This window comes from Bacteroides sp. ET225, from assembly GCF_024733745.1.
Classification (GTDB): Bacteria; Bacteroidota; Bacteroidia; order Bacteroidales; family Bacteroidaceae; genus Phocaeicola; species Phocaeicola excrementipullorum.
Window position 1 is genome coordinate 21096 of sequence record NZ_JANRHN010000039.1, and the last position, 9887, is coordinate 30982.

Consider the following 9887-nt stretch of genomic DNA (forward strand, 5'->3'; position numbering starts at 1 on the left):
CATTTATTTCACAATATCCGACACAGTCCTTGAAATAACGGAACTGCCATAGAATGAAGAGAAACCGTCCTTCTCGGAACCTCCGACAACATGAGCGATAAAAAAGCCATAAACACCATCACGCTTGTTAATCCACGGATAAGCCCCCGCCCACCCGGGCGAACTGATTTGATAAGCTTCACCTGTATCTTCATCTATAAGCTCCCGCCATTCTCCCAAGCCGTAAATTCCATTATGACATTTTCCAATAGCCTTTTCAACATACTCCCCGGGAAGTACCTCTGCCCCTTTTATCTGGTCAGCCTGCATCTCCTTCACCGTTTCGGGGTTCAGGATCGTTTTCCCCCAATAAGTTCCGCCATGATAAATCATGTCGAGAAAACGCATGTAGTCGTTCAAGGTCGTACACAGGCCTCCGCCCAACATCGGGGCATGACCTCCGTCTGTATTTATGGGGGTAAAGTGCGAGTTTTCCATGCCAAGCGGAGCGGCTATCAGTGTCTGGAAAAGATACTCGAACTCATTTCCTGCCGCCATCTCCGCCATACGTCCGGCCACCTGCATTGCCAGTCCTCCGTACTCGAAGCGTGTACCCTGCGCAAACACCGTGTCAAGCGGCAGAATCTCCATGACCGCCGAATCCAAGTGATTATAATTGTCCACCCTTGGCTCGGGAAGATAAGGACGGATACCCGATGTATGGGAAAGCAAATGTCTGAGCGAAATTTTCCCTTTCGGATCTCCCCTATACAAAGGAATCCATTCTTCCACCGTATCATCCCAATCCAACGGAGTACGATCAACGACAGCCCCAACCACAGCCGCTGCCACCCATTTCCCGGCAGAAGCGACATAAACCTTCGTTTCTCCGGTAAAGCTTCCATAACATTTGCTGAACACCACAGAATCATCCTTTACCACACAAATAGCTGCTCCCGGATAATATCCTTTATCAATCCAGCATCCGATAATAGAGTCAAGCGGAGAAAAATCATAAATTGCATCCCCCCTTTGCGAACATGACGAAAGGGATATTACCAATAGCACCAGCACTATTTTACTTATCAGTTTTTCAATCATATTGACTTGTCTTTTTATAATAAATACGTATCAAGGCTAAATTTACTCAATCCGGATCATCATTTCTTCAAATGCATTATCTTTGAAGAAACTTTTTAATTACTGCAACATGAAAACACTGCTTCTCATTCTGATTACATGGATGGCACTGCCGGCTTTTTCACAAACACGCAAAGAAAAAGAGGCAGCAAAAGAAGAAAACGTACGGAAAGCGCTCGAGGCTGACCGATACACCATCGACATCAATTATATGATTCCATCCAAGGGACCCGGACGGCCGCTCACTACCGACTATTCCGTCACGGTCCGCAACGACTCGCTCATTTCTTATCTCCCGTATGCCGGAAGAGCATACAGCATCCCTTACGGCGGAGGAAAAGCGCTGAACTTCAGTGTACCGATTGAAAACTATGAAAAGAAAACGAAGAAAAAAGGTGAAACTGAAATCACCGTCAGCCTCAGAAACGATGAAGACTCATACATCTACCGGCTCACGGTATACAAAAACGGGAACGCCTCCCTGTATGTCCAGCCAACGCAAAGGCAAAGCATCTCGTTCAGCGGAGAGATGGATTTAAAGGAAAACTGAAAATAAAGCCTTATAAACAAACAGGCAGGACTTGCAGACAGGGCGGATGCGGAAAGAATCCACATAAAACAAGCAGAATCACAGCAAGAACATACCTCTGCCATGATTCTGCCTGAAAAATCTATGTGGATACCTATTGAGAATATCCTAAAGCCAACGGTTACTTATTCGCGGTACAGCATCAAAGTTCCCCACCCCAGCTGGTCGAAAGCCCCGCTGTTCGTACCGTAACGGTTTCCCGGCTCACCAACTCCGCCTTCGGGACGAAGCTTGTCGGCAAACTGCTTGGCATATGTATATCCACTGCCCACATTTGCCACCTTTGCATAATGGTTGTACAGTATTTCCCAGCCCGGACGAATGCTGCCACGACCTTCATCATCTGCCATTTGCGTATGGGTTGCACCGTGATTCTTGTCACGGCAAGAGCAGTCGATGCAATATTCATAAGTCGCAAACGGCATCTGAGTAGCAGTAACCAACCAGCTTCCCGTACTGTTCTGATTATCCGTACCATTACGCAAGTTGGACAACGCTACGTATTCGCCCATCTTCATAATGGCATTGTCATCAGCAGCAAAGAAATCCAGCTGAGCGACCGACGGGTTTGCCTGATAAAGCGTATAGGCAATCTGACAAAGGTTAGCAGCCACCATAACCGACATCTCAGCATGTCCCTGGTCACGTCCGCTCTCCTGGTTCTGGAAGATATCTTCACCCGTGCCCAAGGGGTCGGTATGTTCGCCGCGAATCAGCTGCTTGATGCATCCGTTGCCTGCTCCCTGATAGAAATAGTTAACCACGTAGTTCACCATTTCATCGTTCTCGGTCAAGATACCGATTGAAAGATAAGAAGCCATATTCACCAAGTCCCAGTTAGACCAATAATGCTCTGCACAGTTGTCCGAACCTTGATGATTGTCGAGGAAATCACGGTTTTGCGAAGCGAACACATTGGTCATCCAGGTCTTGAAATCGCTGAAGTCTGTGCCGTTCCATCCTTCATATGTCCGCAATATCTCGGCAGCATTGGCAAAAGTATACCCTTGCGCACCGGCTGCCAGCTTATGATTGGCATCATTCGAAGTAATTTCCTTGCATATATCTGCCCAGGCGTTAAGCACTTCTACGGCATTTTCAGCATAACGGTCATCACCGGTCAACTTCCAAAGCAGCGCCATCTGATAGGCTGCGGCAGCGTCCTCCATCGCATAACGATAGTTTTCACTCCCGGCAGCAGTTCCTGTAGCATCGCCACGCACGATTTCTTCCTGCGGTTCGGCTGTATAAGGAAGAACCGTCAACGAACTCTGCTTCAAATTCTCAAACTCTGCTTTCACTGCTTGCGGCGCACTGCCATCGTCCAGCATTGCTTTCACACGGTCGAAATCTGCCTGATTATACATCGCACACGGATGATTGTACGTATATTGCGCTTCTACCGGTTCGTATACATCTTCGGGCATCGTCAAGTCTACCGTACCAAATTCATTCTCTCGGCAGGAGGTCTGCACTGCCAACAGCAGTGCCAGACCAGATATAAATGTCATTTTCTTTATCATAATCGCATTCTATTAAATTTATTCCACCACTTCGTAAGTCAGTCCTTCCGACTGGATATAAGTTGCCACTTCTTCCAAGGTCTTGAAGGTCTGAATCCAATAAATAGCACTGCGAAGCTGCTCACCTGTTTCTTGTTTCAATACAATATCCGCATATTTAAAGGTCAATTTGTTAACCTTCGCCACATCCGTAGCAGGCAATACAAATCCCTTCCAAGCCTGAGTTGAAAGATCATAAATGACGATACGGCTTCCATCACTACATTTCCAGGTCTGATCCCATTTTTCACTTCCACCGCCAAGTTCACCGCTAAATGATTGACCGTTGCATGTACCACCTGAAGCATCAAGTTTAAAAGACTTGCCGCTTACATTCTCCATATCTCCGGCATACTGCAAACGAAGAGCTAAGAATGGATAATTTCCGGCATGGAAATAAACATTTTGAGCCATGAAATCCAGACGGCGTTTTCCACTGGTAGCCTTCGAAATCAAAGTAAATGTTCCATAACCCCATTCTGATGAACAATGACTCGGATCTGCACTCCATGTTACATTATCCTCGTTATGGAAAAGTTCGCGAATCAATCCGGCTGCCAGATTCAGTTTAATGGAAGACGAGTTTCCGGTAGCGGGGCAAGAAGCCGTGATTGTCACATCGCCGAACACACCTGCTTGGTTAAAGGTTACGACACCGTTCTCAACAGTAGCTATTTCCTCATTGTCGGAAGTCCATTCTATCAAAGAAGTGGTACATTGTGCAGGGACCGTCGTGTAATTCAATGTCAAAGCCTTATCCGCTATGGCACAATAATAACCGTTGTCCACTGAATAAGCCTGATCGATGGTCACTTCTTCCGGCTGCACCATCTGGTTGACAACAAGTTCTTTTGTCCCATACACCTGCGAACCGTCCAAAGAAGTAGCGGTAATGGTAACGGATGCCTGTATGTCTTCATTCACAAGACCTGTTACCAAGCCGTTCTGGTCGACAGTAGCCACTGCTTCATTCGAGCTGCTCCAGCTAACCGTCCGATAAGTAGCGTTCTCCGGCAGGATAGCAGCAGTCAGCTGCAAGGTTTCACTCGCATAAAGTTCGTCAGCTTCCGATTCAATGCTGATGCTTTCTGCCTGCACCAATGTATTGGACACCACGACACGCACATTGTCATAAATGCCGCTTCCCGAAAACATTCCTTCCGGAGCAACCTGAATGACCGTGGCACTCTCGCCGTTGCCTTCTACAGCCGTAACCAGTCCGTTTTCCACCGTTGCCACAGACGGAACGGTAGAAGTCCATATTACATCCGAATAAGTCACATTTTCCGGCTGCAAGCCATAATTCATCTGAACGGTTTCTCCTTTCAGCATAGGCAACACCTTTGCGCCGTTTTCATCTGTGTAAATGTACTGCTGTACTTCAGCAGGCACGATCAGTTCGATGGAAGCAGGCATCACCGCCGATGTCAGATCACCCACCGTCGCTTCGTCTTCGCAAGAAGGCATTATCAGTGCAGGAACCCAAGCCAACAGGCATCCCCAACTGTATTTCATTATCTGTTTCATAACTGTTCTTGTTTAAAATGTGATACTTCAATTGTTGCCCCAACCCGGGTTCTGTCCCAATTCAGGATTCAACTGCAATTGGTCGGAAGGCAACGGATAAAGATAATTCCGGTCACTCCATGTACGGTCGCTGTAAAGGATAATGCAACCTTCACCGTTCAGCGGACGTGCCTGTGCTGCCCAGTTGGTTTCAAACCAAGTCCCGGTCACAAGTACTCCAAGCTGGTCCTGAGGCATTTCTGTTTCTGCCGTTGCCCAACGCTTCAAGTCATCGATGCGATACCCTTCCATAATCAGCTCCACCGTACGTTCGCGGCGGATTTCCTCACGCATGGAAAGTCCGTTATTGTTTACCAGGCTGTTGCTCAGTTTCGGCATATTGGGATTGGAACGCAAACGAACCAGATTCAACGACATGTCAAGGTCGGAATCCGAAATGCTGCCACTCAGTTCATAGGTTGCTTCTGCATAGTTCAACAGCACTTCAGCATAGCGGATTACGGGGAAGTCCATCGATTCAAAGTTATCTTGCGCCTGACGCTCTATCGCCCATTTATGGGGACGGTAACCGCTGTTGCTGCGTACATCTGCCGTACGTGCATTCTCCAGATCTGCATCTGTCCATGTCGTGCGTGACGTTGCCGACTCATTGTCCCAGAAACGTGTGCCATGCATCAAAAACGTATTGCTCATCCGGTTGTCACGGTTCTGGTATTCATCCGTAACGTCTGCATATCCCAGGAATTGTGAAGACTTGTCGATAGGAAGTCCGTCAGAACACAGATACATATTTGCCAGTTTGCGTGTCAGCCACGTTGCACCTTCCAGAATGCCGTGTGTAATGTTCGTACTCAGACGGTCGCCATAACGGTGGCGATGCGCAAGGATGTATTCGTTGTTCGAGCTTTTCGAAAGATTGGCCGGGTTGCACTGTATACCGTCTTCCAAGATAAACATATAGCGGTAACTCTCGTCACCCAAAGCCTCACTATAAAACAAAGAGTAGTCACCACTTGTGATAACCTGACTGGCGGCATCCTTGGCTATGGTCAACAATGCCGTACTGCGATCTGTGTTAGAAGTGGCATCTGCGCCATTGGTATGGAATTTCTGCCAAGTACCTTCGTAAAGAGCAACCCTTGAAAGCATCGCCAAAGCCGCGCCTTTGGTCAAGCGGCCAGCCTCGGAAGCGGCTTCCGGCAATAGTTCGGCAGCGTCCTGCAAGTCAGTGATAATCTGATCAATCACTTCCCCACGGTCGTTTCTCGGACCGTACAGTTCTTGCGAGTCAATGTCAAGAGGCTGCGTCAATATAACCGCATCGCCCCATATCTGCACCAACTCAAAATGAAGGTAAGCACGGAAGAACTTCGCTTCGCCCACGGGTACGGCAATCGCTTCCTGATCGCCGAAACTTTCGGCACGGTCCAACAACAGATTGGTGTAATAAATGCGTTTATACAGATTGGTATAGTTTTCATCTTCACTCGGAATGGAATTGGTTCCCTGGCTATATACATTGATGGACGAAGTGGCAAGCAAATCCGAACGGAAGTCACTGTGCGGACCGTCGCTCACGCCATTGCCGTAAGTAGCCGTACCTGATAAATAAATGTCACGTGTCCAGCCATAAAACTGATTGGCGAACAGTTGGAAATTATCGGCTGTATTCCAAACCAGATTGTCGCCCATTTGTGCCTGCGGTTCCAGATTCAAGCAAGAAGTCGTAAACAGACTCATCACCGAAAAGCAGGCTGCAGTTATGTAATGTCTCTTTTTCATATATTGTCTATCAATCTTTATGCGGTTAATTAAAAGGTTACATTGGCACCGAACGTAAACGAACGGGTAAACGGATAACGCGACAGACCGGTAGCGTCACGCTTGGCTTCGGGATCCCATCCGTCGGTAATCTTGGTGGTTTCCCACAAGTCTGCACCCGTCACATACAAACGGAGACCTTCTATGCATTTCGTTTTTTGCAACAGTTTCGAATCGAACGTATAACCGATGGTCACATTCTTCAAACGGAGGTAACGTCCGTCTTGGGCGGTCAGCGAAGATGCCTGATAGTTATAGTTATTGATGTTTGAATCATTCGTATAAGGTGCATAATAAGCATCAGGATTCTCCGGGCTCCACACATTGCCAATGGAAGCCGTCGTTGTATTCGTGTAATTGGCACGGAAAGGTACTGTCGTGTTGTCTATGTCACGGTAAACGAAACGGTTGGCCGCTCCCTGGAAAATCACGTTCAGATCAAATCCTTTCCACGAAACTCCGGCATTGAACGAATAAGAGATTTCGGGCGAATCGCTTCCCAAGTAGATATAGTCTTTCTCGTCCAGTATACCGTCGCCGTTCTCGTCGCAATACATATTGTCACCCACACGCAGGTTGCTCGGTATGCCGATTGCATTGGTATCATAGTATTTTGCCAGATAAGCATCCAACTGTTCTTCATTCTGGATCTTTCCTCCATAGCGCAAGCCGAAGATGGAATTCAGCGCATAGCCTTGCTGTGTCTTGACGTATCCCGACTGAAGCACGGTTGTTCCTCCATAATCAGTCAGTTCGTTGCGAGCAAAAGTCAGTGTTCCGCCTACATAGTAACTCCAGTCGCCTATCTTGTCGCGCCAAGTAGCCTGGCCTTCATATCCCCAGCCTTTAAACTTACCGCTATTGGTGGTAGGCGCATCGTCACCCAATACAGCAGGGTAAGAGATTTCTACCAGCATGTCATCATTCTTCTTCAAGAAAGCTTCCACCGTACCGGTCAGCTTGCCGTTGAGGAAACCGAAATCAACTGCTACGTTATAGTTTTTAATACGTTCCCAATGACGGGTCGTTGATACCAGTTTGCCGTCCGTAGCGATATAAGAAAGTAATCCCGAACCTACGTAAGCACCGTTAGCCGTATTCACATTATACAACTGCACGCCATCGTAGTTGCCGATACCGCTTTGGTTACCCATTTCGGCGTATGAAACACGGAGTTTCAAGTCGCTCAGCCAGTCCACATCCTCCATAAAAGCTTCCTGCTTGATGCGCCAACCAGCAGAGATGCCATAGAAAGCAGCCCAACGGTTCGAAGGCTGGAACTTGGAAGATCCGTCGTAACGTCCGTTTACTTCCAGCAGGTAACGGTCATCGTAATTGTAATTGAATCGGCCGTAAAACGAAAGGAACGCATTCTGATACTTGTCAACATCCTCGTTGTTGGCACCGTCCAACGTCACGTCACCCGAACCGTTCACGATTTCCAGTCCGCTCAAGATGTTTTCTACCCTTACACCCCACGTTTTGTAGTCATTAAATTCATACTGCCCACCGAGGGTCAGGCTCAAGTCGTGCTTGCCGAACTTCTTATGCGCGTTCAGGTAAGCCGAGAACGAATAGAAATTGGTCTGATTCGTAGTGGCACGATAATAAGACGCATCTGCTGTAGGAGTAGTCAGCACCTGCCGGGTTCCCGTAAAGTTGTAGTAAGTGACCGAATTGCTCACCACGTCGCGGTTTGCCGTACTGTTTGTATAGCCCACATTGGCATTTGCCGACAACCAGTCATTAATCGTGTAATTCAAAGTTTCGCTGATATTCAATGACGATACGGAAAGCTTGTTGTCGCCGCCTTCTTCTACCTTAGCTACCGGCGAACCCCATGTACCCCACGCATAATTATCACCGTTCATATTAGTCAAAGGCAATCCCGGCATCGGAGTCTGGGTGGTCAACACCGAACTGATATCGGTAGGTGACACCTGTTCCTGACGATTGTAAGAGATAACCGATTCCAAAGTCAACTTATCGGTCAGCTTCACCGAATTGCTCAGGCGGAAGTTGTAACGCTGGTTATTGTTGTTTCCATACTGCAGCGGAGAACCATCGTACATATATCCCAATGACAAACGGTAAGAAGTCTTTTCCGTACCTCCCGATATACTCAGGTTGTGGTCGGTAGACAATGAATTGCCGAACAAAGAACCCAGCCAGTCCACGCTGTCATCGAATACAAAGTCTGCCACATCGGTAAACGCCGCATTGCCAAACGGATTCGAAGTATTTTCCAGATCAATGTAAGTTCCTTTGTACTTCTTTGCCAACTGGGCATACGTGTACCAGCTGTTCGATGTATTGCCGTCGTTCTCCAATGCTGTCATCACACCGTCCGCCCATTGGTCGATGCTCATCAGTTCAGGCATCAGTCCCACAGTCTTCAGCGTGACCGAACCGCTATATTCCACTTTGGTCTTGCCTTCTTTTCCCTTCTTGGTAGTAACCAATACGACACCACCTGCGGCACGTGCACCATAGATAGCAGCCGAGCCGTCTTTCAGGAAGTTAATGGACTCAATGTCGTTCGGGTTTATCAGACGGAGGTCATTCACGCTATTCGTCGCCACACCGTCTATGATAACCAAAGGCTCGGTGCTGTTCACCGAAACCGAACCACGCAAGTTCATGCTCCAGCTTTCATCGCCCGGCGCAGAAGAAGAACGTGTAATCATCACACCCGGAACCTGACCCTGCAAGGCCTGCAAAGGACTGGAAAGATTACCTTTCTCCATAAATGCCTTATCGTCCACCACGGTCACCGAACCCGTCAACGACTCCTTCTTCACCGTACCGTAACCGACAACCACCACTTCGCCCAATACTTCCGAATCTTCATGCAAGCTTACGTGAGCAAGTTCCGGGCTTGAAGCCGGAAGTTCGACCGACTTATAACCGATATAAGAAATGACTACCAGAGCATTTTTAGAAGAAACATTCAACGAAAAATTTCCGTCCATGTCTGTTATCACACCATTAGAAGTCCCTTTTTCAAGAACACTCGCACCGATAACGGGAACCCCGTCAGCATCCAACACTTGTCCCTTTACCGCAACCGCCTGCATGACAGACCGGACCGAATCAGTTTCCGCAAACGCCGAAACGACATTTCCCGTTGCCATAGCAGAAACCATCATCACTGAGAAAAGGACTCTTTTCGATGAAATCTTTAGAAATTCATGCTTCATAAGATTAAACTTTAAATTAACAACTCCGTTTGTTCTCACAGTTTCTGTTCATTATATACATTGTTTTAA

At 47.6% G+C, this 9887-nt stretch carries 6 protein-coding genes; 1 reads left to right on the top strand and 5 read right to left on the bottom strand.

Going from position 1 to position 9887, the window contains the following annotated elements; translation table 11 throughout:
• Positions 1 to 3: 3 nt before the first annotated feature.
• The gene (locus NW212_RS13195) at positions 4 to 1080 is read right to left on the bottom strand and encodes a serine hydrolase (protein WP_258339105.1); all 1077 of its coding nucleotides are present in this window, start codon (positions 1078 to 1080) and stop codon (positions 4 to 6) included.
• Positions 1081 to 1189: 109 nt separating this feature from the next.
• Here NW212_RS13195 and NW212_RS13200 point away from each other — a divergent pair, with 109 nt between their 5' ends.
• The gene (locus NW212_RS13200) at positions 1190 to 1669 is read left to right on the top strand and encodes a DUF4251 domain-containing protein (RefSeq protein ID WP_258339106.1); all 480 of its coding nucleotides are present in this window, start codon (positions 1190 to 1192) and stop codon (positions 1667 to 1669) included.
• Positions 1670 to 1833: 164 nt separating this feature from the next.
• On the opposite strand, the gene NW212_RS13205 is transcribed toward NW212_RS13200, so the two are convergent.
• From NW212_RS13205 to NW212_RS13220, 4 genes are read right to left on the bottom strand one after another with little or no spacing between them, the layout of a single operon-like run.
• Positions 1834 to 3219 (bottom strand): alginate lyase family protein, encoded by a 1386-nt coding sequence (locus NW212_RS13205; protein WP_258339107.1) that lies wholly within the window; start codon positions 3217 to 3219, stop codon positions 1834 to 1836.
• A gap of 30 nt (positions 3220 to 3249) precedes the next feature.
• On the bottom strand, positions 3250 to 4797 hold the full coding sequence (locus tag NW212_RS13210; RefSeq protein ID WP_258339108.1) for an Ig-like domain-containing protein: 1548 nt from the start codon (positions 4795 to 4797) through the stop codon (positions 3250 to 3252).
• Positions 4798 to 4824: 27 nt separating this feature from the next.
• On the bottom strand, positions 4825 to 6579 hold the full coding sequence (locus tag NW212_RS13215; protein WP_258339109.1) for a RagB/SusD family nutrient uptake outer membrane protein: 1755 nt from the start codon (positions 6577 to 6579) through the stop codon (positions 4825 to 4827).
• 29 nt (positions 6580 to 6608) lie between these two features.
• Complete coding sequence (locus tag NW212_RS13220) at positions 6609 to 9818, bottom strand: TonB-dependent receptor (protein ID WP_258339110.1); 3210 nt, start codon at positions 9816 to 9818, stop codon at positions 6609 to 6611.
• Positions 9819 to 9887 lie beyond the last annotated feature (69 nt).